Raw genomic sequence first — 24,275 nt, 5'->3', positions numbered from 1 at the left:
CGGGAGATCACCGAACCGGGCCGCCCGGCCCGTCCCTTGTCGCTCGAACAAGAGAACAAAGAGATAACGGTGGGCAACGCGAAGGGGGTTGTCGAGGTCTAGGCCACCATGAAGATCTCTTTCCTCCTGCACAACGCCTACGGCATCGGAGGCACGATCACCACGACCTTCAACCTGGCCCAGGCACTGGCCACCCGGCACGAGGTCGAGATCATCTCGGCCCTGCGCCACCGGGAACGCCCGAACTTCGCCCTGGACCCGAAGGTTCGCCTCCGCCCGCTGGTCGACCTGCGCGACGAGAAGGATCACCCACTTCACACGAGACCGGCGCGGGTGTTCCCGGCCGCCGAGTACCGTCACCAGCAGTACAGCGAACTGACCGACCAGCGGATCGGTGAATGCCTCCAGGCCACCGACGCCGACGTGGTGATCGGCACCCGCCCCGGGCTCAACGTGCACCTGGCGCTCCAGGCCCCGAGCCACGTCGCCCGCATCGGACAGGAGCACCTCACCCTCGACAACCACTCCCCGGCACTGCGCACCGCACTGCGCCGCGCCTACCCGCGGCTCGACGTGCTCACCACGGTCACCGAGGCGGACGCCGCCGCCTACCGGCGCAAGATGCACCTGCCCGGCGTACGGGTCGAGGCACTCCCCAACAGCGTTCCCGACCCGGTGCTGCCCGCTGCGGACGGCCGGGCCAAAGTGGTGATCGCGGCCGGCCGGCTGGTCCCGGTGAAACGTTACGACCTGCTCATCGAGGCCTTCGCCCGAGTGGCCGCCACACACCCCGACTGGCAGTTGCGGATCTACGGAAAGGGCGAGGAACACGACCGGCTGCGCCACCTCGTCCAGAGCCTGGACCTGAACGACAACGTCTTCCTGATGGGCGCCGCCGCCCCGATGGAGGCGGAGTGGGTCAAGGGCTCGATCGGCGCGGCCGCCTCCAACTTCGAACCCTTCGGCATGACCATCGTCGAGGCGATGCGCTGCGGACTGCCCGTGGTCAGCACCGACTGCCCCTACGGCCCCGGCGAGATCATCAAGGACGGGATCGACGGCCGACTGGTACCGGTCGGAGACCACGCGGCGTTCGGCGACGCGCTGTTGGAACTCGTCGGCGACGACGAGCGGCGCCGCGACATGGGCCGCGCCGCCATGGAGAACGCCCGCCGCTTCGCACCGGCCCCCGTCGTGGAACAGGCCGAACTCCTCATCGACCAAGCCGTATCGGCGAGACGAGGCGGACAACCCGCCCCACCGGGGCGCGAAGGGCTGCACCACACCCTGGTCAGCCGCGGCTTCGCCGCCCGGGACGCCGCCCACGCCGCCGCCGGAACCGCCCTGCGCGCCATACGAAAAGGACACGGACAGCGGTGAACCGAGAACCGGTCACGATCGACAACACCCAGGTCCGCGCCCACTGCACCGCCGCGGCCGACGGCCGAATCACCTTCCGCCTCCCCGCACTTCAGGCACCGGAGCCCCAACTCCTGCTGTGCCTGCGGCCCAAGAAGAACAACCCCGAGGAAACCCGAATCGTCCTGCCCCTCGAAACCGTCGACGACGGCGGACGAGCCGTCCTGGAGCCGCAGCCCACGCTCACCGAGGGACGCTGGGACCTCTACCTGCTCCCCGAGCCGGGAGCGCCCCGCCAACGTCTGCGCCCCGGCCTGCGGGACCTGCGCGCCCTGGTCGACGGGGACACCCGCACCTGGCCGTCGCCGGTGGCCGTACGGGTTCCGTACACCACCAAGGACGGCTTCCTCGCGATCCGCACCTGGCTGCGCACCGCCCATGCCGAGGCCGCCGGCATCGACGTGACGGACCGGTCGATGACGGTCACGGCACGACTGCACGGCGCCACCCTGGCCGCCGGCGCCGTCGTACGCCTGCGCGCGCGGGGCCCCGAAGGCGCCGTACGGACCGTGGAACCGCACATCGGGAGCGACGGCCGCTTCTCCTTCACCGTGCCCTTCGAGGAGCTGACCGCCACCGGCCAGGTGTGGGACGTGAGCCTTCGCCCCCGACCCGACGAGAAGGCCCCGTACATCCGCATCGGCCGCCTCTTCGACGACGTGGCGGACCGCAAGGAGATCTTCGTGTACCCCACCGTCACGGTCGGCGATGCCGCCGTGCGCCCCTACTACACGGTCGACAACGACCTCTCCGTGGAGGTGACGGCCACGGCGTGACCGCAGCCGTCCCCGTCGATGCCGACGGTACGACCGGCGCCCGCCTATGCCTCGGCGGATGACCCGCCGGACCCGGACTTCGGACCCATGACGCGGTACATGCCGACCGAGTCGTGCGCGGCGGTGTCGGTGAAGCCGTACTTCTCGTACAGGAAGCGGGCGGGGCCGTCGGCGATCAGCGAGACGTACGCGGTGGCCGGCGCCCGGCGCTCCAGTTCCCCGGTGAGGGCGGCCATGATGCGCCCGCCGAGGCCGCGCCCCTGGTGCGCGGGATGCACACAGATGTCGACGATCTGGAACGCGGTACCGCCGTCACCGATCACCCGCCCCATGCCGACGGGCCGCCCCGCGTGGCTGAGGACCACGCCGTGCCAGGTGTTGGGCAGGGCGAGCGCCACAGCCTCCGGATCCTTGTCCGACAGACCGGCGTCGGTGCGCAGCCGGCGGTAGACCTCGACGGAGGGCACGCCCACGCGCACCTCGTAGGGTCCGCTCGACTCGGCAGCTTCCGCTGGTGCGTTGTCCTCGGTGATGGCCTGCTCCTCTGCTCGGCGGCTGCGGTCAGTGTCCCGCCTCGACGCCCGTCGCGACACCGGGTACCCCGACGTGGTGGTGGTCGGCACGATGCGGGCCCTCAGACCACCGCATCCGTCCGGAAGGCGATCATCGCGATGTCGTCGCGCAGGTCCGACAGGCATTCGAGGGCCCTGAGCAGCTCGGGCAGCGACCGATCCCGGCAGCGGGTGGCTTCCGACGCGAGCTGCCGCATCCGGACGTCGAGGTCCTCGAAAGGGGTTTCCACCAGGCCGTCGGTGTAGAGGAGCAGGGTGTCGCCCGGCCCCAGGAGGCGGGTGTGGGTGGTGCGGGGGAGGCCGGGGTCGACGCAGAGCGGCAGGTCCGGTGCGCCGGGCAGGAAGCGGGCGTCGCCGCACGTGGGGACGAGCAGCGGCGCGGGATGGCCGGCGCTGGACCAGGACAACTCCCAGTCCCCGTCGGTCCGGGGCCTCAGCGTCGCGTGGATGGCGGTGGCGAGCGGGGCCGTACCGAGACCCTCGGCGACCTCGTCGAGGCGGGCCAGCACGGTGCCGGGGGTGGTGTCGGGGCCGCCCGCGTAGGCGAGGGTGCGGAGCATGCTGCGCATCTGGCCCATCGCGGTGGCGGCGGTCAGGTCGTGTCCGGCCACGTCGCCGATGTCGAGCACCAGCGTGCCGTCGGGCAGGGCGAAGGCGTCGTACCAGTCGCCGCCGATCTCGCCGGTCGAACTGGCCGGCTGGTAGCGCGCGGCGAGATCCGCGCCCGGTACGCGGGGCGGCTCGGTGAGGTGGGTGCGCTGGAGGCCGAGAGCGGTACGCCGGGCCTGCTGGAGGTCAAGGGCCTTGCGGATGGGCCGCTGGGCGTGATGCAGGACCTCCCGCAGCAGCTCGATCTCGGAGTCGTCCGGCAGGGGCGAGTCGCCGCTGGTGCCGGTGACGGCGTAGCCGAGGACGGTGTCGTCGACGACGAGCGGGATCAGGGTGATGCTGGTGGAGTCCGCCGCCGCCAGCCATCGCTCCGTGACGGCCGGGACGAGTCCCGGTGGGACCGGGCCGTCGGGCGGCAGGACGAAGGTGCGCGGTACCCGCTGCTCCAGGATCTCCCGCACCATCGGTGACAGCGGCACGCTCTGACCGCGCATGGCGGGCGGGGCGGGGAGCCCGGGCCGCGTGGCCGAGGCGACGCGCCGGGCCGAGACCGTGGCGTTCTCGGGCAGCGGCCACTCGTCGTGCGAGAGCAGCAGGATCAGACAGGCGTCGGTGAGGTCCGGCACGACGACCTTCACCAGCTCGCCGAACGCCCCCTGCAGACCGCCTCCGGACACCGCCGCGACCTGGGCGAGCAGCCGCTCGCGCAGCCGCAGCTCCCACGAGTGCTCGACATCCGCGGTGGCGGAGACCCACTCGGTGATCTTCCCGTCACGCAGGACGGGCACGGAGCGGGTCGACAGGTGCCGGTACGAGCCGTCGGCAGCCCGGACGCGGAAGACGGCCTCGAAGACAGTGGGCGCGGCGGTGTCCGCGGCTGCCCGCCACATCCGGCTCAGGTTGTCGCGGTCGCGCGGATGGATGTGCGCGTACCACTCCTCGTCGGCCCTGGGGTGCCAGGGAACACCGGTGAGCCGCTCCCAGCCGGGAACGAGCTCCTCCATACGGCCGTCGGGGTGCATGACCCACACCATCTGCGACACGGCGGAGATCAGGGCCCGGTACCGCTGGAGGGTCCAGGTCTCGGGCGTGGTGTCCATCGCCACGACCAGGACGCCGGGGCCCTCGGCGGTGGTGACGGGGCTGCAGCTGTAGACGAAGTGGTCGGCCTGCTGCTCGGCTCCGGGATCGGTGCGGCGCGCGCCGACCACCTGGCGGGCCTGTCCGGTGGCGCGGACCTCGGCGAGGACGGACAGGAAGCGGTACGCGTCGGGGTCGGGGAAGGTCTCCGGGGCCGGACGGCCCAGCGGCCGGGGGCCGAAGAGCCTGGTGAACGCCTGGTTGGCGTAGGTCATCCGGCTGTCGGCCCCGGTGAGGACGGCCACCGCCGCGAGGGTCCCGTCGAACAGGCGCGGGTCCACGTCCGGCCCGCCGGTCATGCCGGATCGGGCGTTCGTACCGTGCCGTCGGTCCGTCCGGTGCCCGCAAGCGTGGTGGATGTTCGCCCTGTCACCCGGCCATCATCCCCAGGCCGGGACGCCCCGGCCTGTCGGCACGCGGACCGGGGGTGCCGGCCCGGCACCCGTACCGTGCCGGGCCGGCATACGGGACGGGAGGTTCGCGCCCCGGGCGCTGCGGACGCGGTGCGTCGTCAGTGGGCCGCTCGGCGCGCGGAGTTCTCTCGCCACTCCCGGCCGATCGAGCGCATCAGGGCCGGGTACACGCCCAGGTACCGGAAGGGCTTGATGCCCATCATGTACAGGGAGCCGAAGCGGCCGTTGGGCTTGACCAGTACGGCCATCTGGCCGCGGTAGCCGCCGTCGCCGTCGGGAACCCAGCCGATGTGCATCACACCGTGCATGGTCTTGTTGGCGTACTCGGCCGCCCACTCGTCGCGGGTCTGGAAGACGGAGGTGAAGGGCGCCGCACTGACGTCCGGCCCGCGCGGTCCCGTCCGCAGATCGTCCGGCAGCCTGTCACGCAGGGAGGCGACCCGTCCGCCGACGCCGGAGTTCTCCTTGTCCCAGCCGAGGAGCGCGCCCAGCTTCCACCGCGTGGCGAAGAGGAAGCGGCCCACGAGGTTTCCCCCGTCCGGGCCCCCCTTGCCGTCTGCCATCTGCCGGACGAGATGCTCCAGGTCGTCCGGACCCCCGGGCGTCGGCAGCAGCCACACGTCCTCCAGCCGGAAGTCGCCGGCGACCTCATGGATCCGCCAGGGGCGGGAGGTGTGCTCGGTTGCGGGAAGGCGCAGATCACTCACGACGAACCCCCTATATACGGTGCCGTATAGATCGAGCATAGACCCATCTGTACGGCTCCGTATACTTGCCCCGGCGAGTGAGAGGAGCCACGGCATGGGCGCGATCCGCACCCCGCGGGACAAGTGGATCGAGGAAGGGCTGAGGGCCCTCGCCGCCGGCGGCCCCGAGGCCATCCGGGTCGAGGTGCTCGCCCAGTCCCTCGGCGTCAGCAAGGGCGGCTTCTACGGCTACTTCCGCAACCGCGCCGCCCTGCTGGAGGAAATGCTCGACACCTGGGAACGCGGGGTCACCGAGGACGTCATCGAGCGGATCGAACGCGACGGAGGCGACGCCCGCGAGCGCCTGGGACGCCTCTTCGACTTCGTCGGGTCCACCGACACGCCCGTGACCGGCGCCGGCGTGGAACTCGCGATCCGCGACTGGGCCCGGCGCGACGAAGGAGTCGCCCGCCGCCTGCGCCGGGCCGACAACCGGCGCATGGACTACCTGCGCGAGCTCTACGGCGTCTTCTGTCCCGACGAGGACGACGTCGAGGCCCGCTGCCTGATCACCTTCTCCCTGCGCATCGGCGACCACCTCATCGCGGCCGACAACGGCCCCCGCAGGCGCTCCGAGGTCCTGGCGGCGGTCAGGGAGCGACTGCTGGGGCCGTGAGGCGCGGGCCGTGTCCACCAGGTCCGGGCCGGCCTGTGGAGGTCTCAGGTCCCCGGCCGGGGCCGGGCGGTCAACGGGTGCCCGTCCGAGGGCCGGGACGTCATGCTGCGGCGACGGGCGCCGAGCGGGCTGAGCTCGAAGACCAGTCGTCCCAGTGCGACCAGAGTGCCCTGCCCGAGGACGAGGAGCATCCACCACCCCGTTTCCCAGTACCAGTTCGTGCTCCAGGGCTGCGTGATCAGCATGGTTCCGGCGAGGTGGGAGAGGGCGATGACGATGCCCGCGCGCCGCTGTCGGAGCCGGAGCAACGGCAGCACCGACCAGAGCAGGGAGGCCGGCACCAGCCAGGGGGCGAGGAACGGCAGAGCGGACACGACGTGCTCCGACATCGGTAGGGAGAGGTCTGGCCACCGTCGCACGAGCGGGCCGCGGTGCCGGCTCGGTTGGGCATCGCAATGATCACGATGCTTGCCGGCCCCCGATTCTCGGTCGTTGATCTGGCGGCGGGTGATGTTCTTGCTGCTGGATGCGCTGGGAGAGGCATGAGCACGGTGGCGTTGGTGTCGCGGTCGGTCGAGTCGGGTACAGGGGCCGACTGCCGCGTCCACGAGGGAAGTCGCCGGTCGTGGTCGGCCTGTGGTCCTGGTCGGCTCGGTCCGGTGCGGGGGAGTGGCTGAGTGTTCCGCGTATCGCTGCGTTCCTGGTCGGTCCTCGCCCTGCCCGTGGTCGGCGTGCTGCTGCTGGCGTACTGCGAGGGAACGCCCGAACCGCCCGTCGCCTCCGCGGAGCGGGTGAGGGACAGCGCGCTCCCCGGCGGGGGCACGGCCACGCTCTCGAAGTGCGGGCTGGACGACGGCCCCCGCCCGGCCCCTCGGGGCGAGGGTGAGCGGGGCACGGACCCGCAGCTGGTGCTGACCGGTTGGGGCTACTTCGACCCGGGGCCGAAAGAGAAGGGCGAGCCGAGCTTCACCGTCCACGCGGCGATCCGTACCGGCGACCGGCCACTCGTCCTCTCCGCACCGCCGGCCGCACACCGGATCACCGTGGACGTCTTCGGACCGCACGGTGAGGGGCGCCGCGCTTCGGCCCGAGGGCTGACCGCGACCGTCGTGGACGGCGGATACCCGAGCAGGCCCGCGAGAATCCCCGAGACCGGCAGCCTCCGGATCGACCCCGGCGAGGAGCTGTACCTGGACATCCCGCTGCCTGCCGGGGCCGTGTGCCCCGGCCAGAGTCTGGTCAGCATCAACAGATGCTCGCCCGAGCAGACCAACGACGCCTTCGACTGCCCGGTGCTCACCCTCACCCTCGCCGACCCCGCGATCAGCGCCTACCGGGCCGAGGCGGCGGGCGCCGGCTCCGCGGGCGAACCCAGCGACCGGCTGGTCGCGGTGTCCCTGGAGCCGAACACCTCCGAGGTGTGAGCGGCTTCGAAGCCTGTCGGCTCAGCCGAGCGTCTGGTGCAGCGCCCTGTACGCGCGAGGTGACCCGACCCGCCCAGGAGCGTCGGCCGGACTGCTGCACACTGCCCTGTACATGGGCGTGCTGCTCGGGCCGGCGTTCAGCGTCGTCGTCTTCCACGCCGGGGCGACCCGTGCCGGCCCGCACGACCTGGCGGCTGTCCTTGTCGCGGTGGCCGCGGTCTTCCTCCTCGTCTGCGCGGCCGACCGCTCCCTGGGCCGGCACGGCCCACCGACACCCGGCTGACCGCGGCCTGAAGCTTGTCGGCGCGGCGGGCGGAGAACCTGTAGCGCGGCGCCCTGCTCACCCACGACCGCGGACGACCACGACAGGGCAGTGCGCGTGCTGAAGCAGGGCCTGGCTGACCGAGCCGAGCAGCAGCCCGGTGAAGCCGCCGCGCCCGCGCGCCCCGGTCACCACCAGCTGCGCCGAACCGGTCGCCTCGATGAGGGCGGGGCGAATGCGGGAGCGCACCAGACGCCGTTCCACCGCCACTTGGGGAAAGGCCGACTCCAGGGGAGCCACGGTCCGGTCCAGCAGCCGCTGCTCGGCCTCGCGGAGCCGGTCGACATCGGCCACCACGGCGGACAACGGGTCGACGGGGAGGCCTTCGTACGCCCCCTCGCTCCAGGTGTTCCACACATGCAGCGCGACCAGGGGCGCCTTGCGCAGGACGGCCTCGGCGAACGCGAACTCCACCGCCGCCTGTCCGGCTTCGGAACCGTCCACGGCCACGACCACCGCACCGGCCGGATCCGGACGGCCGCGCACCACCATCAGCGGGCAACGGCCATGGGCGGCCAGGTGCAGCGCGGTGGAGCCCAGCAGCAGCCCGGCGAAACCGGACAGGCCCCGGCTGCCGACCACCGCCAGCGCCGCCGACCGCGCCTCGATCTCCAGCACCTCCAGCGCCTCACCGGCCACCACCGACCGCGCGATCTCGATGTCCGGTGCCGCCGCGTGCGCCTGCTTCTCCGCGCGCGCCACCACCCCGTGCACCATCGGCTCCAGACTCTCCCCGGCCGGATTCCACGGCGCGGCCCCGGGCGGCAGATGCAGCGCGGGATGGCCGAAGGCATGCACGATCCGCAGCGGAACCCCGCGCAGTCGCGCCTCGCGGGCCGCGACGTCGATCGCGTCAAAACTGGAGGCGGAACCGTCCACGCCCACGACTACCGGATCACCCATGGCACACTCCCGTCCCTGACCGCCGCCGAGCCGCGGCCGTCCGTGTCCCGAGCCTCGACCGGGCCGGGCCTGCGCACCATGGGCCATCAGGGCGCCTCTTGGGCCGTCCGGCCCTGTTCAGTCGTCGGCGTCCGCCGCCCGTACGACCGCGAGGGGACTGTGCGCGTGATGGAGCAGCGCCTGACTGACCGACCCCAGCAACAGTCCCTGGAACCCGCCGCGCCCTCGTGCCCCGACCACCACCAGCTGCGCGGAGCGGCTCGCCTCGATCAGCACCTCCCGCGTCCGGCCCCGGACCACCCTGTGCTCCACCACGACATCCGGATACCGCTCCCGGTGCCCGGCCAGCGCCTCGGACAGCAGCCGCTCCTCCTCCCCGGACAGCGTCCCGGGAGGGTTCGCGTACGGCTCGGACGTGTGCTGCGGCGGAGGCAGGGGCGCGTTCCACGTGTTCCAGGCATGCACCGCCACCAGGGGTGCCTTGCGCAGGGCGGCCTCGGCGAAGGCGAACTCCACCGCCCGCTCGCCCGGTTCGGAGCCGTCCACCCCCACCACGACCGGACCGTCCACGGCCGGCTCGTCGCGCACCACCAGCACCGGGCATTGGCCGTGCGCCGCCAGATGCACCGCCGTCGACCCGACGAGAAGCCCGACGAAGCCCCCCATGCCCCGGGAGCCGACCACGACCAGCTCGGCCTCGCGGGACTGCGTCTCCAGGACCGTCAGCGGCTCACCGGTGACCACCGCATGGCTGACGTCCACCCCGGGTGCCGTCTCCCGCGCCCGCTCGACGGCCTCGGCCACCAGACGATCGGCCATGCTCCGGAGCCCGCCCTCCGCAGGGCCCAGCGGCGACCCACCCAACGGCACATGCATCATCGGCCACATGAACGCGTGCACCACCCGAAGCGACGCCCCGCGCGTCTGAGCCTCCCGCGCCGCGGCCGCCACCGCGGCGAGGCCCGACGCCGACCCGTCCACTCCTACGACAACCAGCCCGGCCACGCGTGCCTCCCAAGTCCGTGTAGTGCCCCTGTCACTCCCAGCTTCTACCCCGTCCATCCCGCCATCACAGGGCCGAAGGGCCCTCTCGGGCGCCATCCGGCCCCGTCTCCGCCGTCATGCCGTCGGACCGGTCCGGTCGCCGACGGAGTCCGCCAGGCCGGGGTCGGCCCCGCCCACCGGAGTCGGGTCGGCCCCGCCCATCGGGTTCCGGTCCGCGCCCGTCCCGCGCGGCGGCGACGAACCGAGCCTCCGCCGGCCCCCTGGCGTCTCCGCGCCGACCGAGACCTTCCGCCCGACCGCTACCCGCCCCCGGGGCGCCAGCGAGGTCAGGGCCACTCCGCCGACCAGCAGGACCGCCGCCCACCACCGCAGACCGCTCACCGGTTCGCCCAGGAAGAGTGCCGCCGACGACATGCCGAAGACGGGGACGAGGAGGGAGAAGGGGGCCACCGTGGACGCCGGGTGGCGCCGCAGCAGCCAGCCCCAGGCGCCGAATCCGAAGACGGTCGTGATCCAGGCGACGTAGAGCACGGTGCCCGCGCCCTGCCAGTCCAGGCCGCGCAGCGCCGCCAGGTCGCGCGAGGGGCCCTCGACCAGGAGGGACAGGGCCAGCAGCGGCAGGACCGGGACCGTGCTGACCCAGACCATGAAGTTGAGCGCGTCCGGCGGGGCGGCCTTGCGGGTCAGTACGTTGGAGGCGCCCCAGCACGCCGCCGCCCCGACACACAGGGCGAACGCGCCGAGCGGGCCGGACGCGCCCTCGTCCACCGCCGCGACGGCGATCCCGGCCAGGGCGATCGCCATGCCCAGCGCGCCCAGCTTCGAGGGGCGTTCCCCCAGGGTCGCGAAGGCGATCATCGCGGTGAACACCGCCTGTATCTGAAGGACCAGGGAGGACAGGCCGGCCGGCATCCCGGTGTCCATCGCCACGAACAGCAGCCCGAACTTGGCCACCCCCAGGACCAGCCCCACGCCCACGATCCACTTCCACGCCACCTTGGGACGTCCCACCAGGAGCACCGCGGGGAAGGCGGCCGCGAGGAAGCGCAGGGCGGAGAAGAGCAGGGGCGGGAAGTGGTCGAGTCCGATCTCGATGACGGTGAAGTTGACACCCCAGACGGCGGCGACGGCAACGGCGAGGGCGAGGTGTGCGGGGCGCATGGGCCGAGGATCACACCCCTCAACCGTGAAGCACCAGCGATGATTGCTACATGGTTGGATGAAGTGAGGCTAATCGGTTGCTCGGCTCGTGACGGGAGACCCCATGCTCGACCTGCAGCGTTTGCGCGCTCTGCACGCCGTCTCCGTGCACGGCAGCGTCGGCGCCGCCGCGTCCGCCCTCGGTTTCACACCCTCCGCGGTGTCCCAGCAGATCGCGAAGCTGGAGCGGGAGACCGGGACCGTGCTGTTGGAGCGTGCGGGGCGCGGAGTCAGTCTGACGCCCGAGGCGCGTCAACTCGTCGCCGTCGCGGATGAGTTGCTGGGCATCATGGAGCGGGCGGAGGGCGAGCTGGAGCAACGGCGCGGCAAGCCGGCCGGGCGCCTGACCATCGCCGCCTTCGCGTCAGCGGCGCGCGGGCTGCTGCCCGAGGTCCTCGCCGACCTGGCCGTACGGCATCCGGCGCTGGACGCCCGGCTCAGCGAGGTCGACCCGCATCTGTCGGTCGGCATGGTCGCCAAGGGCGCGGTCGACATGAGCGTGGTCCACGACTGGGACATCGCGCCCCTGCTGCTGCCGCCGGGGGTGGAGCGGGCGGTGATCGGGGACGACCAGTGCACCCTGCTGGTGCCGCGAGGGCATCCGTTCGCCGGGCGGGAGGCGGTGCGGCGGGAGGACCTCGGCGGGGAGCGGTGGGTGTGCCAGCCGCCGGGCCGGGTCTGCCACGAGTGGCTGATGCGGACCCTGCGGACGGCCGGGCACGAGCCGGAGATCGTTCACCAGGCGGACGAGAACCCGACCCTGGTGGCGCTGGTCGCCGCCGGTCTGGGCATCTGCCTCATCCCGCGCCTGGGCCGCGGCCCGCTGCCCGCCGGGGTGGCCGAGGTAGTCCTCGACCCGACACCGGTACGGCGGCTGTACGCCCTGTGGCGCACCAGGGCGGCCCAGCGCCCCGCGATCGCCGAGACCGTCCGTACGTTGCAGGAGCACTGGCCCGGGGCGTCGCGGCCGGGTCAGCCGGCGCCACGGCTCGCCGGCGCGGAGTGAAAGCCCGTCGCCAGGACGCCCGTCGCCGGCGCGCCCTCGCGACGTGGGCTCGACCGAGGTCGGTCAGCGCTCTGCCCGGCGGCCGCGGATGCTCAGGGCGATGACGGAGACGAGGAACCAGAAGGCGCCGAAGGCCGAGTACCCGGCGACCGTGGACAGGGTGCTCGTCGGCGAGGCGGCGGTGGCGGCGATGGTGGCACCGGCGAGAACGGACTGACCGCCGCTGACGATCATGGGCCACTGGGCGCCGACCGCGCGTCGACGCCGGACCGCCACGACGAGCTGAACCGCTCCGGACAGCAGGGCCCACACACCGAACACGACGAGGGCCGTACCGACCGTGGAGAAACCGGCGATGCCCATGGCGGCGGTGGCGCAGAGGCCGAGCCCCATGTTGACGGTGCTGACCCGGTCGGTGGTGCCGGCCAGGCGCCGCTCAAGGAGGGTGGCGACGACGTCCCACAGGGGATACACGACGAGCAGTACGGCCGCGGTCACCGAGAGCCGGTCCGTCGAGTCGAGCGAGCCCGAAGTCGTCAGGACGAGGGCCACCCAGAGCAGGGAGAACACGACACGGATCAGGTGGAGCGACCGCAGCCCGGCAGTCACGCCCGTCGCCGTCGCCGTCGCGGTGGCTGTCGGAGTCGCAGTGGTCTGAGTCATCGATGGTCCCCAGGTGATCGTTCGGTGCGGGGCGGCTGCCCCGCCGACGAGTCTCAGCGGCCGCCCGCGCCTCCACGTACTACGAACGAAGTAGTTCCGCCGCCCGCTCCCGGCGGCGGGCGTCGGCCGACTCCGCGGACCGCCGAAGAGCTGAGCCGTGTACTTCGTTCGAAGTACACGGCTCCCGCACGCGTGAACGAGAATCGGTTCATGGCCAAGGCGCAGAACAGTTCCGAAGGACCCACGGCACCGCTGTGGGTCCGCCGCCCCGAGATGGTCCACCGGGGCGCCTACACCGTGGCCGCGCTGGTGTTCACCGGGCAGATCGTGGCGGCGGCCCTGCGCGGCTCCGACTGGCCGACGGCGCTGTCCGTACTCCTCGCCGGCGGCGGCGTCGCCCTGTCGTGGTGGAGGCCGTGGGCCGGACTGGTCGTGACGAGCGCGGCCTCCTTCGCCGTCACCGCGGTGGGCCACGACCCCCTGTCGGTGTGGATGATGGCCGTGCTCGTGCTGTTCTCCGTCACCTTCCGCGGCAAGCAGCCGCTGGTCGGTACCTGCGTCGTGGCGGCGTCCTTCCTGGGCGCCTTCATGACGGTGGGGGGATTCCGCGGCGGCGCGGTCGTCGGAGCCGCCGCCCTCTTCTCCGCCGTGGCGGGAGGCGCGACCGGAGCCGCGCTCCGGATCCACCGCGAGCACTGGTGGATCCTGGAGGAACGGGCCGAGAGCGCCATCGCCACCCGTGAGATGGAGGCCACCCGGCGTGTCACCGAGGAACGCCTGCGGATCGCGCGTGACCTCCACGACGTCATCGGCCACCAGGTCGCGATGCTGAGCGTGCATCTGGGGGCTGCCGAGATCGGGCTGCCCGAAGACGCCGACTCCTCCCGGCAGGCCCTCGTCTCCGCCAGGGCCGGCGCCCGCACCGTCGTCGTCGAGACGCAACGCATCCTCGCGCTGCTGCGCCTGGGCGACGACGACGCCGACGGCGAGGCGTTCCGGCCGACCCCGGACCTCAGCGGCCTGGAAGGGCTCGTCGCCTCCTTCGAGAGCGTCGGCCTCGACGTCCGGCCCTCGATCCGTCTCCCCGACGGGTTCGTCGAGCCCGGCGTCGGCGTGACGGTCTACCGGGTGGTCCAGGAGGCACTCACCAACGCCTACCGCCACGGAGAGGGGACCGCGACGGTGGAGGTGTGCGAGCGCGACGGCCGGATCCGCGTCACCGTGGAGAACCCCGTCGCCCCCTCACCCCGCCACACCGCGCCGGGCAGCGGACTGGGGCTCCTCGGGATGCGCGAACGCGTCGAGTCCTCCAGCGGACGGCTGGCGATCGACCAGAACGACGGGCGGTTCCGGGTCCACGCGGAGTTCGGTCCCTCGGGAGCGCTCGTCCGATGACACGCATTCTGATCGTCGACGACCAGGACGGCATCAGGGCCGGTATCCGGACGATGCTCCGGCTCGACCCGCATTTCGTGGTCGCCGGGGACCTCTCCGACGGTCTCCAGGTCGTTCCCTTCCTCCGGGACCACCCCGTCGACGTGGTCCTGATGGACATCCGGATGCCCGGCATCGACGGCGTCGAGGCCACGCGCCGGATCCGCGCGGAACACCCACCGGAGCGGATCCGGGTGATCGTCCTGACCACGTTCGACCAGGACGACATCGTCCTCGCCGCCCTGCGGGCGGGCGCCAACGGATTCCTCAGCAAGACCGTCAGCCCCGCCGAACTCGTCGCCGGCATCAACGAGGTCGTCGGAGGTGGCGGCGCGCTGTCGGCCGCCGCCGCGGCCGCGCTCATCGGACACATGACGGACAACCCGCCCCCGGAGATCGACCGTGAACTGCTGCGCCGCTTCGGCGCCCTGACCCCCAGGGAGCGGGACGTGGTCGTGCTCGTCGCCGGCGGCCTCGGCAACGACGAGATCGCCGCCCGCATGTCCGTGTCGCCGTTCACCGTGAAGACGCACGCGGTGCGGGCCATGACGAAGGTCGGCGCGCGCGACCGGGCGCAGCTCGTCTCCTTCGCCTTCCGGGCCGGCCTGCACCGCTGACCGGCCCGGAAGGGCTGACTCGGCCGCGCCGGCCGGTCAGCCGGGGAAGCGGCCGGTCGAGCGCAGCTCCCAGCGGCGTTCCGCGTAGGCGAGGTCGTCCCGCCACAGCCTTCCCGCCGCGCCGCGCATCAGGGGGCGCAGCAGGGGTGCCGCGCGACGGGCGATCGCGAAGCCACGGCGGTCGGAGGCCGCCACGACCGCCTCGATCACGGCCGTGCGGGGCCGGCCCAGCGCGTCCGGGCCGAGCGGGGTGGCGTGTGTCTCCACCACGGACCCCGCCCCCTCGCCCTCGGTGATGTGCATGACGACGGTGCGCGGCTCGGGCGCGGTGAACACGGCCCGTACCGGCACCACCAGCCGTCCTGCCACCTTGAAGGAGACGTCGACGGTGAAGCTGTCGTCGGACGGGTCGGCGGCGGAGGGCGAATCGACGACCGTGAGATCGACGAACGAGTACGCGTGGTACCAGGCGCCGTGCCACGGATCGAGCCGGTTGGCGACGACGTCCTCGGGTTCGCAGACACCGACGCCCTCGTAGACGGCCGTGAGCGCGCCGTCGGCGGGCGGGCGGGCCGCCAGGACCGGTGCGTCCAGCGGGGCTTCCCCGCCGAGGTCGTCCAGGCGCACCCAGACGAGGACCCCGTCGTCGTGGGCGGGCAGGGGGTCCCAGCCCGCGAAGGGGCCGCCGTCGAGGGTGAGCCCGTGCCAGTGGCAGGTCAGGGTGCCGCAGCGCACCGGGCTGTCGCGCAGGGGCGCGCCGAGGTGCGGGCAGATCCCCGGTCCCGCCAGTGGCTGGCCGTCGGGCCCGCGCCACACCACCACCTCCCGTCCGGCGACGGTCCGTGCCAGGGGCCGGTCACCGGCCAGGGCGTCCGAGGAGCCCACGACGTACCAGTTGCCGGAGGGCCTGGCCTGGGCGCGCTTGAGGGACTGGGCGATCACGGCCGGCTTGGCCTCGCGCCACAGGGGGCGCTGACGGTGCCAGGGGACGGGCGTTCGCCGCAGCGACAGCGGCAGACGTCCGCGGCGGCTGGGCGGGTTGGCGTTCACGCGACCTCCTTGGAGACCGTCGGGTTCAGGCCCGCCGGCTGTGCCGGGGCCGGGCGCGGCGAGGGAGAACGATGGCGCAGGCGCGCGGCGGTCACCCGGGCCAGGCCGTCGGCGGCGACGGCGGCGCGGGTCCGGCGCGGCACCACGGCGCGCCGGTGCAGTACGGCATAGCCGTCGTCGGCGACGGCGTCCAGGATGCGGCCGTACAGCACGTAGGCGGTGCGGATGCAGGGCCGTGCGACGGGGGAGAGCATGTCGATGCCGGGTTCGGCCCGCCGGTAGACGGACCGGGTCAGCGCCTCGAACTCCTTGAGGGCCGCGGTGACACGCCCGTCGGTGGTCCCGGTGTCGCGGCAGTGGCGCAGCAGCGTCCGGTCGACTCCGTGGCCGGCGAGGAGGTCGGCGGGCAGGTAGACCCGGCCGCGGTCGAGGTCCTCGCCGACATCGCGCAGGAAGTTGGTGAGTTGGAAGGCCACTCCGAGATCCGCCGCGTAGGGGGCCGCTTCGTGGAGGGGGACGACGGTGTCCAGCACGGGCAGCATCTGCAGGCCGATGACCGCGGCCGAGCCGTGCATGTAGCCACGGAGGTCGTCGTAGGTGGGGTAGTCGGTGACGGTGAGGTCGGCCTCCATCGCGTCCATGAAGTCGCGGAAGTGCTGGTGGTCGATGGAGTAGCGGCGAGCGGTGTCCGCGAGCGCGAGGACGACGGGGTCGTCGCCGCGCCCTTGGCTCAGGGCCGTGTCCAGTTGGTGGTGGAGTGCCGCGAGCGCGCCGGCGCGCTCGGTGCCGCCGGCGTCCGGGTCGAGGGAGTCGACGATGTCGTCGGCCCAGCGGGCGAAGCCGTACAGGGCGTGGACGGCGGGCCGTCGTGCGGCGGGCAGCAGACGGGTGGCGAGGAAATACGTTTTGCCGTGTGCGGCGTTGAGGGCGCGGCAGCGCAGGTAGGCGTCACGCAGTTCGGGATCGGTGATGCCCGCCGCGTCGAGTTCGCGCCTGGTCATGCGGAGGCCTCCTCGGCGCGGGCGTGGGTGGTGGCGGGACGGACCCGCGTATGGTCGGGGCCGGTCACGCGCGCCGCGGCGAGCTTGCCGGAGAGCAGCGAGGTGGGGACGCCGACGCCGGGCGTCGTTCCGCAGCCCGCGAGTACGGCGTTCGTCGTGCCGCGGACGAGGTTGCGGGGACGGAACGGCCCGGTCTGCGGGAAGGTGTGGGCCGCGGAGAACGGTGTGCCCGCCGCGTGCCCCTGGGCCTGCCAGTCGGCCGGTGTGACGAGGCACTCCTCCTCGATGGCGGCCTCGATCCCGTCGAGCCCGCGCCGTTCGAGTTCCCGCAGGAGTGTGGCCCGGTAGCGGGGCGCGAGGTCCGTCCACTCGGCCGCCCCGGGACCGATGTCGGTGTTGGGGCAGGGCGCGAGGATGTAGTGCAGGTGCCGTCCCGGCGGGGCGAGCCCGGGGTCGGTGGTCGTCGGGCGTGTGATGAGCAGGGAGGGGTCGCTCATCAGCCGCCCGTCCTTGATGACCTCGTCGAAGGTGCTGTGCCAGGCGTCCCCGAACGAGATGGTGTGGTGCGCGAGTTGGGGCCAGGTGCGGGTGGTGCCGGCGTGCAGGACCACGGCGGAGGGTGCGTGCCTGAGCCGGACCGGTCGGCGGGGCGTGCGGCCGAGCAGCCGGTAGGTGACGGGCAGGTCGGGGGTGAGGACGACCGCGTCGCACGGAATGCGTTCCTGGTCGGTGACGACCGCCGTGATCCGTTCGCCCGCGCGCTCCAGCCGGGTCACCGTCTGCCCGAAGCGCAGTTCGGCGCCGGCGTCGGCCGCCGCGTCCGCCATGGCCTGCGGCAGGGCGTGCATGCCACCGCGGGGGAAGTAGACGCCGGCGACGGTGTCCATGTAGGCGATGACGGCGTAGGCGGCCAGCGCGCTGGAGGGGGAGACGCCCGCGTAGAGCGCCTGGAAGGAGAAGACGCGGCGCAGGCGTTCGTCCTTGATGAACCTGCCGATGCGCCGGTCCAGGCTGCCGAATCCGCCGAGGGCGGCGAGTCGGGCCAGATCGCCGGTGAGCAGGTCCAGCGGGGAGTCGAAGTTCGCGTCGATGAAGCGGCCCATCTGCGCGCGGTAGAGCCGGCCCAGCCAGTCGCGCAGCCTGAGATAGCCGTCGGCTTCGGCCGCGCCCGCGAACCGTTCGACCTCGGCGACCATGGCGTCGGCGTCGGTGTGCACGTCGATCGTGCTGTCGTCGGCGAAGCAGGCCCGGTAGGCCGGCCGCATCGGGATCAGCTCCACGCGCCGGTAGAGGCTGTCGCCGACGGCGGCGAAGGCGTCCTCGGCGAATTCCGGCATGGTCAGGACCGTCGGCCCGGTGTCGATGCGGTAGCCGCCCAGGGTCAGGCTTCCGGCCCGCCCCCCGGGCAGCGCGTCGCGTTCGACCACCGTCACCCGGCGTCCGGCTCCCAGCAGGTGCAGGGCGGCCGAGAGTCCGGCGAGGCCGGCGCCGACGACCACGACGTGGTCGGTGCGTCCGGTCAGGGTGCGCGTCACCGCCGGCCCTCCGTTCCGGCCGAGGCGTGCGCCGCGGGAGCCTTGTGCGGGGTGTCCGGCTCCGGCTGTCCGGCGACCCCGGCCAGCAGGTGCCGCAGGCGGGCCGCCGCGTCGGGTTCGAGTCCGGCCGAGTCGAAGTGGCGGAACCCGGTCCTGGCCATGCGTTCGATCTTGGTTTCCACCATGGCCCGGGCGCCGGTCGCCTCCAGCACCTCCCGCACCTCGTCGAGGTCCCGGACGCTGAGTTCCGGGTTGCCGAGGGCCCGTTCCAGCACGCCCGTTGCCGCGTGGTCGTCCGCCTTGTCGGCCTGGGCCAGGGCCAGCGCGACGAGATAGGTCGGCTTGCCCTCACGGATGTCACCGCCGAGGGGCTTGCCGTTGTGCCGGGGGTCGCCGAACACGTCGTTGAGGTCGTCGCGCAACTGGAACGCCATCCCCACGCACCGGCCCGCGGAGCACAGGGCGCGCAGCGTGGGCGCGTCGGCGCCCGCCACGGCGGCGCCCAGGGCCAGCGGCCGTTCGACGGAGTACAGCGCGCTCTTCAGACAGGCGGCGCGCAGGGCGCGGGGCAGCGAACGCACGGGCGAGATCTGCCCCTGCATGTCGAGGTACTGCCCCGCCACCATCTCCGTGCGCATGTCGCTCCACATGCGCCGTACGACGGTCGCGGTCCACGGGGACAGGACGGTCTCGGCGACCGCGTCGTCGGCCCAGGCCAGCGCGAGGTCCCCGGCCAGGACCGCGGCCGCGTCACCGAACCGCCCGACCCGTTCGGGTGCCGCCGTCCCGGCGTAACTGTCCCGTATGACGGTGTGCAGCGCGGGGCGCCCGCGGCGCAGGGCCGAGCCGTCCATCACGTCGTCGTGGATCAGGGCGCAGCTCTGCAGCAGTTCGATCGCCGCCCCGATCCGCAGGGCCGCCGCCGCGGAGGACTCGTCGGCACCGCCGCAGGCGCGCAGCGACCACCACACCAGCCGGGAGCGGATCCGTTTGCCGCCCTCCCGGGTGAACTGGCCGACGCGTGCCGCGAGTTCCTGGGTGAACAGCGCGTCCATGGTCCGGGACCGGGTGAGCCGGTCGGTGAGGATCTCCTCCAGGACCCGGCCGACGGCGGCGTGCACATCGGCGTCGATCAGACGCAGCGTCACCTCCGTGCCGCTCGCCTCACCGCCCTCCGGTGACCGTGACGGCGGCGCCGAGCCGGGTGCCCCCGCCGGACCCGCGTCCGGCCACAGCTGCCGGGGCGTCCCGGTCGAGGGAACCAGGCGTGGGACGGGTGGCGTCAGGGCCGCGCCGCGCTCCTCTGCCTGCATGGGACGCATTCCGATTCCTCTCGTCGCGGGGGAGCGTTCATCTCACCGCATCCTTCTGTCGCGGCGGCGGTCCTGGATGCGGTCGGCGTGGCGTTTCTGCGCAATCGGCTGACAGCGGCCGCGAAAGGGTTTGCTGGGGGGCGGGCGCATCCGGGAAGGCGCCCGCCGGGGAAGAGGCTGAGCGTGGCTCAAGCGCGTCGTCGAGGCAGGGAGGAAGAGCGTCGTGTGGGAGGCGGATGTCGCCGTACTGGGCGCGGGGGCGGCAGGTCTCTCCCTGGCCCACCGCCTCAACGGGCCGGGCGAGGGACCCAGGACCCCGACCGTGATCCTGGTGGACGCCCCGCCCGGCCCGCTGCGACCCGCCACCCGCACCTGGTGCTACTGGGAGGAGGGCCCGGGCCGCTTCGACGCGGCGGTACGCGCGCAGTGGAGCGCGCTGCGGGTCAGGCCGCCGTACGGCACCCCCATCGAGCAGGACATCTCACCCCTGCGCTACAAGATGATCCGCTCCGACGACTTCGAGGACCTCGTCACGCGGGACCTGGAGCGAGGCGGGAACGTCCGGTCGGTCCAGGCCACCGTGGACAGCGTGGAGGAGACACCGGGCGGCGCCCTGGTAGGGTTCACCGGCGCGGACGGCCGCGCCGGCACCCTCACCGCCCGATGGGTCTTCGACTCCCGCCCGCTGGGCAGCCTCCCCGCCGCCCGCACCACCGTGCTCCAGCACTTCCGCGGCTGGATCGTCCGCACGCCGGGCCCCACGTTCGACCCCGCAACCGCCGAACTGATGGACTTCCGCACCCCCCAGCCCGCCGAGGGACTCTCCTTCGGCTACGTCCTGCCCACCGCCGCCGACGAGGCGCTCGTCGAGTACACCGAGTTCTCCCCGCACGTACTGTCCGAGAGCGGCTACCACGCCGCCCTCGCCCACTACACGGAGAACGTCCTCGGCCTGGGCGACTTCGAGATCACGGCCGAGGAGGGCGGCGTCATCCCGATGACCGACGCCCCCTTCACACGCCGCGTCGGAGCCTCGGTGTTCCGCATCGGAGCCGCGGGCGGGGCCACCCGCCCCTCCACCGGCTACACCTTCGCCGGGCTCCAGCGCCAGACCCGTGCCGTGGCCGCCGCCCTGCGCGCGGGACGGTGCCCCGAGCCGCCCGCCGCGCACTCCGCCCGCTCCCGGGCCATGGACGCGGTGCTGCTGCGCGCCCTGGACAGCGGCCGGGTCGACGGACCCGCCCTGTTCACCCGCCTCTTCTCCCGCGTCCCCATGACCCAGGTACTGCGCTTCCTCGACGGGCGCACCTCGCTGCGCGAGGACCTCACCATCGGCCGGCACACCCCCGTCGGCCCCATGCTGCGCTCCGCCGCCGAACTGAACCGCCTGCCCCGCAGGCCCTTCCCCTGACCCGACCCCCACCACTGGAGGCTCCATGACCGTCCTGCGGGACGCAGATCTCGCCACGGCGTTCGACCACGCGTCGCGCACCTACGACGCCCTCACCGCGGCCAACCCCGGCTACCACGCCCACCTGCGGCGTTCGGTGCGCCGACTCGGCCTGCCCGGGAGGGGGGAGGGGCTGCGCGTCCTCGACCTCGGCTGCGGCACCGGCGCCTCGACGGCCGCGATCCGCTCCGTGCTCCCGGCGGCGCAGGTGACGGCTGTGGACGCCTCCGCCGGGATGCTGGAGCGGGCGGCCGCCAAACCCTGGGCGAAGACCGTCTCGTTCGTGCACGCGCCGGCCGAACGGCTCACGGAGGCAGGCGTGCTCGGCCCCTTCGACGCGGTCTTCGCCGCGTACCTGATGCGCAACGTCGCCGACCCCGACGCCGTCCTCGCCCAGGTCCGCGACCTGATGCTGCCCGGCGGCAGACTCGGCGTCCACGAGTACACCCTCAGCGGCCGGCGCCGCGACCGTGCGGTGTGGACGCTGGTCGTCCGCGGAATGGTCCAGCCCGCGGCCAGGGCCCTCGGCGACGGCCCCCTCTACGACCACCTGTGGCGCAGCGCCATCGACTTCGACACCGCCGACCGGTTCGCGCGCCGGCTGCGCGCCGCCGGCTTCGACCACGTCCGCGCCCTCCCGCTGCCGGGCTGGCAGACGGGCATCACCCACACCTTCGTCGCCCGCAGAGGAGACCTCACCCCATGACACGCCCCGCCCCCGCCACCCGAGCCGCCCGCCGCGGACGCGACCGGCGGGCCTGCGTCGTGCCCGCGCACCCGGGAGCCCGGCACGCCGCGGGCCGGCCCGCCGTCGCCGTCGTCGGCGCGGGCATCGCCGGACTCGCCGCGGCGACGGCACTGGCGGAACGCGGCGTCGCCGTGACGCTCCACGAACGCGAGCACTACCTCGGCGGACGCGTCGGCGGCTGGTCGACCCGCCTGAACGACGGCAGCGACGTCACCATGAGCCGCGGCTTCCACGCGTTCTTCCGCCAGTACTACAACCTGCGGGGCCTGCTGCGCCGCACCGATCCGGCGCTGACCCGCCTGACCGGCCTGCCCGACTACCCCCTCCTCCACCAAAGCGGCCTGAGCGACAGCTTCCGGCACGTCCCCAGGACACCGCCCTGGAGCGCTCTCGGGTTCGTCGCCCTCAGCCGCTCCTTCCGCCTGCGCGACCTGCGCGCCATGGACCCCGTCGCGGCCCTGCCCCTGCTCGACGCGCGCCTGCCCGACCTCTACACCCGCCTCGACGACACCAGCGCCCACGACTTCCTCGAAGCCGTGCGCTTCCCGGAGCAGGCCCGCCACCTCGCCTTCGAGGTGTTCTCCCGCAGCTTCTTCGCCGACCCCCGCCACCTCTCGGCCGCCGAGATGGCGCTGATGTTCCACATCTACTTCCTCGGCTCCTCCGAGGGACTGCTCTTCGACGTCCCGCGCGAACCCTTCCCCGCGGCGCTCTGGGACCCCCTGGAGTCGTACGTGCGCGGACACGGCGCCGAGGTACGCAGGTCCGTGGCCGTCCGGCAGGTCACCCCCCTTCAGGGCGGCGGCTACGAGGTCGCCACCGACGACGACGAGCGGCGCTACGACGCCGTCGTCCTGGCCCTGGACTCCGCCGGCCTGCGCTCCCTGGTCGACGCCTCGCCCGCGCTGGGCACCACCCCCTGGCGCGAGCGGATCGCCCGCCGGCGCACCGCCCCGCCCTTCCTGGTCACCCGGCTGTGGCTGGACAGGCCCGTCGCCCCCGACCGGCCGGGCTTCCTCGGCACCAGCGGCTTCGGCCCGCTGGACAACATCAGCGTGCTGGAACGCTGGGAGGACGAGGCGGCACGCTGGGCCGCGCGCACCGGCGGCTCGGTCGTCGAACTCCACGCCTACGCCCTGCCCGACCGGGCCGCCCGCGACGTCGAGCAGAAGCGGCTGATCGAGCACCTGCACCAGGTCTACCCCGAGACCCGCGCCGCCGAAGTCGTCGACGTCCGCCACGAGTGGCGGTCCGACTGCCCGCTGTTCCCCGTCGGCGGGTACGCCGACCGGCCCGGCGTCGAGACCCCGGACCCCGGACTGGTCCTCGCAGGTGACCTGATCCGCACCGACCTGCCCGTGGCGCTGATGGAACGGGCGGCGACCACCGGATTCCTCGCCGCGAACGCCTTGCTGCGGCGATGGGGCGTACGGGGGCAGACGCTGTGGACGGTGCCGGACCGTGGCCGCTCCGCCCCGCTGCGGGGCCTGGCCCGCATCGCGGGGAAGTGACGCCTCGGGACCTGGGGGGCCGTATCGCGGGGAAGTGACCCTCGGGGTCCGGGCGGCCGTATCGCGTGCATCGGTTCGCGGTCCGGCCGCCCGCCCGCACCTGCGCCCGTGCCGGCGCCTGAGCCCGTGCCTGAGCCGGCGCCGCGACGGCCGGCCGGGTCGTCGCAGAAGGTCCGGAAGTTTCTCGGCATCCAGTGAATCCAGGCCCGCATCACCGGCGGAATGCGTTCCCACGAGATTCGAGACGTGCTCGAACGGAAGGGGAACCCGTCATGACCACTCGCGTTCCGGGTGCGGCCCTGGCCGCCGCAGTCGCCGTCGTCCTGTCCGCCACCGCCGCCGCACCGGCCCTCGCACAGCCGCAGGCCGCCGACGACGACCAGGCCACCGTCTCCGTACTGCACGCGGTGCCCGGCCTGACCGTCGACGTCTATGCGGGGGACGAGGAACTCATCGCCGACTTCAAGCCCGGCACCCTCACCGACCCGATGAAGCTCGACGCCGGGTCCTACGACATCAAGATCTTCAAGGACGGTGAGGGACCGGACGGCACGCCCGCCATCGAGAAGACCGTCGACGTGCCGGCCGGCGCCAACGCCACCCTCGTCGCCCACCTGACCGCCGAGGGCGATCCCGCACTGGACGCCTTCGTCAACGACACCTCCCAGGTGCCCGCCGGCAAGGCGCGCCTCACCGTCCGCCATGTCGCGGCGGCCCCCGCGGTCGACGTCCGCGCGGACGGAACCCCGGTCTTCAAGAACCTGGAGAACCCCAAGGAAGCCAAGGGTGAGGTCGCGGCCGG

The 24,275-nt window shown here is 73.3% G+C and carries 24 protein-coding genes; 12 read left to right on the top strand and 12 right to left on the bottom strand.

Annotated elements, in window-relative coordinates:
• Positions 1–108: 108 nt before the first annotated feature.
• Positions 109–1,380 carry a glycosyltransferase family 4 protein gene (locus ABT296_RS28750; RefSeq protein WP_351931580.1) on the top strand — a complete coding sequence of 424 codons (1,272 nt, stop codon included), beginning with the start codon at positions 109–111 and terminating at the stop codon, positions 1,378–1,380.
• Positions 1,377–2,195, top strand: coding sequence for a transferase (locus ABT296_RS28745; protein WP_351931579.1), 819 nt, complete (start codon positions 1,377–1,379; stop codon positions 2,193–2,195). The genes ABT296_RS28750 and ABT296_RS28745 overlap by 4 nt, the downstream gene beginning before the upstream one ends.
• Positions 2,196–2,239: 44 nt before the next feature.
• On the opposite strand, the gene ABT296_RS28740 is transcribed toward ABT296_RS28745, so the two are convergent.
• The 3 genes from ABT296_RS28740 to ABT296_RS28730 form a co-directional block, all read right to left on the bottom strand.
• Positions 2,240–2,662, bottom strand: a complete 423-nt coding sequence (locus ABT296_RS28740; protein ID WP_351931578.1) for a GNAT family N-acetyltransferase — start codon at positions 2,660–2,662, stop codon at positions 2,240–2,242.
• 167 nt (positions 2,663–2,829) lie between these two features.
• Complete coding sequence (locus ABT296_RS28735; RefSeq protein WP_351931577.1) at positions 2,830–4,815, bottom strand: SpoIIE family protein phosphatase; 1,986 nt, start codon at positions 4,813–4,815, stop codon at positions 2,830–2,832.
• A gap of 212 nt (positions 4,816–5,027) precedes the next feature.
• Positions 5,028–5,675, bottom strand: coding sequence for a DUF2867 domain-containing protein (locus ABT296_RS28730; protein ID WP_351931576.1), 648 nt, complete (start codon positions 5,673–5,675; stop codon positions 5,028–5,030).
• Positions 5,676–5,730: 55 nt separating this feature from the next.
• On the opposite strand from ABT296_RS28730, the gene ABT296_RS28725 reads away from it, so the two are divergent.
• Positions 5,731–6,291, top strand: coding sequence for a TetR family transcriptional regulator (locus ABT296_RS28725; RefSeq protein WP_351931575.1), 561 nt, complete (start codon positions 5,731–5,733; stop codon positions 6,289–6,291).
• A gap of 44 nt (positions 6,292–6,335) precedes the next feature.
• Here the strand turns inward: ABT296_RS28725 and ABT296_RS28720 are convergent, their stop codons facing one another.
• Entirely contained in the window at positions 6,336–6,665 is a 330-nt protein-coding gene (locus tag ABT296_RS28720) for a hypothetical protein (protein WP_351931574.1), read from the bottom strand.
• A 303-nt stretch (positions 6,666–6,968) separates the two neighbouring features.
• Here ABT296_RS28720 and ABT296_RS28715 point away from each other — a divergent pair, with 303 nt between their 5' ends.
• Positions 6,969–7,715: a hypothetical protein gene (locus ABT296_RS28715; RefSeq protein ID WP_351931573.1), complete on the top strand. Its 747-nt coding sequence runs from the start codon at positions 6,969–6,971 to the stop codon at positions 7,713–7,715.
• Between the two features lie 112 nt (positions 7,716–7,827).
• A complete protein-coding gene (locus tag ABT296_RS28710; protein ID WP_351931572.1) occupies positions 7,828–7,998 on the top strand; it encodes a hypothetical protein in 171 nt (56 codons plus the stop codon).
• A 57-nt stretch (positions 7,999–8,055) separates the two neighbouring features.
• Here ABT296_RS28710 and ABT296_RS28705 read toward each other — a convergent pair whose 3' ends face one another.
• The 3 genes from ABT296_RS28705 to ABT296_RS28695 all read right to left on the bottom strand — a co-directional run bounded on the left by ABT296_RS28705 (position 8,056) and on the right by ABT296_RS28695 (position 11,106).
• The gene (locus ABT296_RS28705) at positions 8,056–8,940 is read right to left on the bottom strand and encodes a universal stress protein (RefSeq protein ID WP_351931571.1); all 885 of its coding nucleotides are present in this window, start codon (positions 8,938–8,940) and stop codon (positions 8,056–8,058) included.
• Between the two features lie 117 nt (positions 8,941–9,057).
• Positions 9,058–9,945 (bottom strand): universal stress protein, encoded by an 888-nt coding sequence (locus ABT296_RS28700; RefSeq protein ID WP_351931570.1) that lies wholly within the window; start codon positions 9,943–9,945, stop codon positions 9,058–9,060.
• A 114-nt stretch (positions 9,946–10,059) separates the two neighbouring features.
• The gene (locus ABT296_RS28695; RefSeq protein WP_351931569.1) at positions 10,060–11,106 is read right to left on the bottom strand and encodes an EamA family transporter; all 1,047 of its coding nucleotides are present in this window, start codon (positions 11,104–11,106) and stop codon (positions 10,060–10,062) included.
• A gap of 103 nt (positions 11,107–11,209) precedes the next feature.
• Between ABT296_RS28695 and ABT296_RS28690 the strand changes: the two genes are divergently transcribed.
• On the top strand, positions 11,210–12,151 hold the full coding sequence (locus tag ABT296_RS28690; RefSeq protein ID WP_351931568.1) for a LysR family transcriptional regulator: 942 nt from the start codon (positions 11,210–11,212) through the stop codon (positions 12,149–12,151).
• A gap of 63 nt (positions 12,152–12,214) precedes the next feature.
• On the opposite strand, the gene ABT296_RS28685 is transcribed toward ABT296_RS28690, so the two are convergent.
• The gene (locus ABT296_RS28685) at positions 12,215–12,814 is read right to left on the bottom strand and encodes a DUF308 domain-containing protein (RefSeq protein WP_351931567.1); all 600 of its coding nucleotides are present in this window, start codon (positions 12,812–12,814) and stop codon (positions 12,215–12,217) included.
• 210 nt (positions 12,815–13,024) lie between these two features.
• Between ABT296_RS28685 and ABT296_RS28680 the strand changes: the two genes are divergently transcribed.
• Positions 13,025–14,209, top strand: coding sequence for a sensor histidine kinase (locus tag ABT296_RS28680; protein ID WP_351931566.1), 1,185 nt, complete (start codon positions 13,025–13,027; stop codon positions 14,207–14,209).
• Complete coding sequence (locus ABT296_RS28675; RefSeq protein ID WP_351931565.1) at positions 14,206–14,865, top strand: response regulator transcription factor; 660 nt, start codon at positions 14,206–14,208, stop codon at positions 14,863–14,865. The genes ABT296_RS28680 and ABT296_RS28675 overlap by 4 nt, the downstream gene beginning before the upstream one ends.
• A gap of 36 nt (positions 14,866–14,901) precedes the next feature.
• On the opposite strand, the gene ABT296_RS28670 is transcribed toward ABT296_RS28675, so the two are convergent.
• Genes ABT296_RS28670 through ABT296_RS28655 form a run of 4 tightly spaced genes read right to left on the bottom strand, consistent with a single transcriptional unit; the run spans position 14,902 to position 19,773 of the window.
• On the bottom strand, positions 14,902–15,915 hold the full coding sequence (locus tag ABT296_RS28670) for a Rieske (2Fe-2S) protein (RefSeq protein WP_351931564.1): 1,014 nt from the start codon (positions 15,913–15,915) through the stop codon (positions 14,902–14,904).
• Positions 15,912–16,916: a phytoene/squalene synthase family protein gene (locus tag ABT296_RS28665; RefSeq protein WP_351931563.1), complete on the bottom strand. Its 1,005-nt coding sequence runs from the start codon at positions 16,914–16,916 to the stop codon at positions 15,912–15,914. The genes ABT296_RS28670 and ABT296_RS28665 overlap by 4 nt, the downstream gene beginning before the upstream one ends.
• Complete coding sequence (locus tag ABT296_RS28660) at positions 16,913–18,451, bottom strand: phytoene desaturase (RefSeq protein ID WP_351931562.1); 1,539 nt, start codon at positions 18,449–18,451, stop codon at positions 16,913–16,915. The genes ABT296_RS28665 and ABT296_RS28660 overlap by 4 nt, the downstream gene beginning before the upstream one ends.
• Complete coding sequence (locus ABT296_RS28655) at positions 18,448–19,773, bottom strand: polyprenyl synthetase family protein (RefSeq protein ID WP_351931561.1); 1,326 nt, start codon at positions 19,771–19,773, stop codon at positions 18,448–18,450. The genes ABT296_RS28660 and ABT296_RS28655 overlap by 4 nt, the downstream gene beginning before the upstream one ends.
• Before the next feature lie 214 nt (positions 19,774–19,987).
• Here ABT296_RS28655 and ABT296_RS28650 point away from each other — a divergent pair, with 214 nt between their 5' ends.
• From ABT296_RS28650 to ABT296_RS28635, 4 genes are all read left to right on the top strand, one after another.
• Complete coding sequence (locus ABT296_RS28650; RefSeq protein ID WP_351931560.1) at positions 19,988–21,175, top strand: lycopene cyclase family protein; 1,188 nt, start codon at positions 19,988–19,990, stop codon at positions 21,173–21,175.
• Between the two features lie 25 nt (positions 21,176–21,200).
• Positions 21,201–21,920 (top strand): class I SAM-dependent methyltransferase, encoded by a 720-nt coding sequence (locus ABT296_RS28645; RefSeq protein ID WP_351931559.1) that lies wholly within the window; start codon positions 21,201–21,203, stop codon positions 21,918–21,920.
• Positions 21,917–23,473: an FAD-dependent oxidoreductase gene (locus ABT296_RS28640; protein ID WP_351931558.1), complete on the top strand. Its 1,557-nt coding sequence runs from the start codon at positions 21,917–21,919 to the stop codon at positions 23,471–23,473. The genes ABT296_RS28645 and ABT296_RS28640 overlap by 4 nt, the downstream gene beginning before the upstream one ends.
• Positions 23,474–23,745: 272 nt before the next feature.
• On the top strand, positions 23,746–24,275 hold a 530-nt coding region (locus ABT296_RS28635), incomplete at its 3' end, for a DUF4397 domain-containing protein (RefSeq protein ID WP_351931557.1).

Origin of the sequence: Streptomyces sp. NPDC000983 (assembly GCF_040299205.1) — a bacterium.
Taxonomy (GTDB): Bacteria; Actinomycetota; Actinomycetes; order Streptomycetales; family Streptomycetaceae; genus Streptomyces.
Note: the sequence above shows the minus strand (reverse complement) of the source record. Positions and strands in the feature narration are given on the sequence as shown.

Excerpts from the sequence above, each read along its gene's own strand:
- ABT296_RS28695 (WP_351931569.1), bottom strand. The coding sequence starts at position 11,106 with ATGCGCCCCGCACACCTCGCCCTCGCCGTTGCCGTCGCCGCCGTCTGG.
- ABT296_RS28705 (WP_351931571.1), bottom strand. The coding sequence starts at position 8,940 with ATGGGTGATCCGGTAGTCGTGGGCGTGGACGGTTCCGCCTCCAGTTTT.
- ABT296_RS28750 (WP_351931580.1), top strand. The coding sequence starts at position 109 with ATGAAGATCTCTTTCCTCCTGCACAACGCCTACGGCATCGGAGGCACG.
- ABT296_RS28675 (WP_351931565.1), top strand. The coding sequence starts at position 14,206 with ATGACACGCATTCTGATCGTCGACGACCAGGACGGCATCAGGGCCGGT.
- ABT296_RS28655 (WP_351931561.1), bottom strand. The coding sequence starts at position 19,773 with ATGCGTCCCATGCAGGCAGAGGAGCGCGGCGCGGCCCTGACGCCACCC.
- ABT296_RS28735 (WP_351931577.1), bottom strand. The coding sequence starts at position 4,815 with ATGACCGGCGGGCCGGACGTGGACCCGCGCCTGTTCGACGGGACCCTC.
- ABT296_RS28710 (WP_351931572.1), top strand. The coding sequence starts at position 7,828 with ATGGGCGTGCTGCTCGGGCCGGCGTTCAGCGTCGTCGTCTTCCACGCC.
- ABT296_RS28640 (WP_351931558.1), top strand. The coding sequence starts at position 21,917 with ATGACACGCCCCGCCCCCGCCACCCGAGCCGCCCGCCGCGGACGCGAC.
- ABT296_RS28680 (WP_351931566.1), top strand. The coding sequence starts at position 13,025 with ATGGCCAAGGCGCAGAACAGTTCCGAAGGACCCACGGCACCGCTGTGG.
- ABT296_RS28665 (WP_351931563.1), bottom strand. The coding sequence starts at position 16,916 with ATGACCAGGCGCGAACTCGACGCGGCGGGCATCACCGATCCCGAACTG.
- ABT296_RS28690 (WP_351931568.1), top strand. The coding sequence starts at position 11,210 with ATGCTCGACCTGCAGCGTTTGCGCGCTCTGCACGCCGTCTCCGTGCAC.
- ABT296_RS28725 (WP_351931575.1), top strand. The coding sequence starts at position 5,731 with ATGGGCGCGATCCGCACCCCGCGGGACAAGTGGATCGAGGAAGGGCTG.
- ABT296_RS28645 (WP_351931559.1), top strand. The coding sequence starts at position 21,201 with ATGACCGTCCTGCGGGACGCAGATCTCGCCACGGCGTTCGACCACGCG.
- ABT296_RS28685 (WP_351931567.1), bottom strand. The coding sequence starts at position 12,814 with ATGACTCAGACCACTGCGACTCCGACAGCCACCGCGACGGCGACGGCG.
- ABT296_RS28730 (WP_351931576.1), bottom strand. The coding sequence starts at position 5,675 with ATGCTCGATCTATACGGCACCGTATATAGGGGGTTCGTCGTGAGTGAT.